At 56.7% G+C, this 1,774-nt stretch carries 1 protein-coding gene and 1 pseudogene; both read right to left on the reverse strand.

From position 1 onward, the window contains the following. A partial coding sequence (locus J5224_RS26475; RefSeq protein WP_319802492.1) for a TolC family protein occupies positions 1-1,078 on the reverse strand: 1,078 nt, incomplete at its 3' end. Positions 1,079-1,118: 40 nt separating this feature from the next. After that, positions 1,119-1,774 (reverse strand): annotated as a pseudogene (locus J5224_RS26480) (hypothetical protein); the annotation flags it as partial.

Raw genomic sequence — 1,774 nt, forward strand, 5'->3', positions numbered from 1 at the left:
CGCCCCTACTGTTCTTAACCAGGAAGGAGTTACTGTCGTAATGGCCTCCCACACTCAGCTCAACGCCTGGCAGCATGCGCAGCAGCGCTTTACGGGTTTCAGCCGCGTGAATCCGGACCTGATAATCCTGTTCCCGCAGTTCCGGTCGGCTGACCAGTGCGGCTTCTTCAAGGGTTTTTTGGTCTACGTTCAACTGCGGAACAATTTGCTCGCTGCTGCTCGGCAGTGCCAGTTTGAACGGGGTATCCAGCGGCAGGTTCATCAGAGTGGCAAGTTCAGTTTTGGCCAAGGACAGTGCCCGACGCTGTTCTTCCAACTGGCGGGTAGCATCGATCAGCGCCCGACGATAGCTCAATGCTTCAACAGGGTCACCGACCTGTTGCACCGTCATGCGCTCACTGGCCTCACGTGCCTGATTTACCCGTGCGATCAGCCCGTCAATTTGGCCTAATAAACGCTCAGCGGCGACCGCACGCCAATAGGCAGAACGCACATCTTGCAGAATGGTATGTACCACCTTGCGCTTGCGTTCCTCGGCAATCCAACGCTGATCGGATTTCTGTTTGGCGCTGACGTAGCTGACGCCGAAATCGAGTACGTTCCATACCATGGTGAGATCGGCCACGTCACGATCGCGATCTTGTGAGGTTGATGGTTCAAGGGATGTACGCCCTGTTTCAACGCTGCGGCTGCTGGATGCGCTCATATTATTACGCCCCACGTAGCCCGCTGAGGCCGCCAGCTTTGGCAGCATATCATAACGCGCCAACTCCAGTTGCTGCTGGGCCAGCGCATTCTCCATCACCTTTAAACGTGATTCGAGGTTGTATTTCAGAGCGCGCGCCATAGCGTCATACAGGCCAATCGGCGCGGTGACCGGTTCTTGCTGGCTGAACATCGCCACCCGATCCTGCTGGCTGCGCTGCGTGCTTTCCGCCCTGGTAATGGGGTCGCTGGTCACGGCGCAACCGCTGAGTGCGACCACCAATGCACTCAGGCTAAAAAGTTTTCGTCCCTTTATCCATATTTCACCGCTGCCCAAGGTTGTTAATGCCGACAACCGGCTTGCCACAAACATGTTCGTCATAACGTTAGCGCCTTCTGCTGTAGACTTGTTGTTATCCCTGTTGCTGACCCCTATCGGACAATGCCTGCTCAATGGCCGACAGGCGTTGTCCTTCAGCATCTCCAATCTGTTGTAATTGCTGATGCAACGACGGGGTAAATGTCGCTGCGGTTTGTTCGGTTACAGGAGTCGTGCCGCCTGCCCTCGCGGTATCTGGATTCGTGCCGATACCCTTCCAACTGCCTTGGTCAAACACTTCCATCGGCGTTAGCGATGGCAAGTAAATGCCAGAGAACACGCTGGCAAGTGAGGACGAGCCACCCAATGCAGGATCCTTGCTGAAGCTTGGGAACGATCCCAATGAACTGTCAAACTGGGTACCGTTACTGTGTGCCCGCCCACCAGCGAAGGTCGAGGCCACCTCGCTGGTTGGCACGTTGTCCGCTGGGCGGTCGTGGCGCGTGGAGGCGAAGATGGTGGACATCATTGAACCTGCTGCGGCTGTATTTCCGGTGTTGAAACCGCCGAGCGAGTTTGATGAGAACAGTGAACCCAAGGTCTGTGGCGCAGCGCTCGCTGTCAGGGATTGCGGCGTTTGGCTTTCTCCCGAAGGGGATACGCTGACACCGTTGGTCACGCGGAACTGCGGATCGCCGCTGGGAACATCCGTGCGGGTCACGGTCAGGGTAAAGTTGGTACTGACCGACG

The sequence above is a fragment of the Candidatus Symbiopectobacterium sp. NZEC135 genome, from assembly GCF_025962695.1.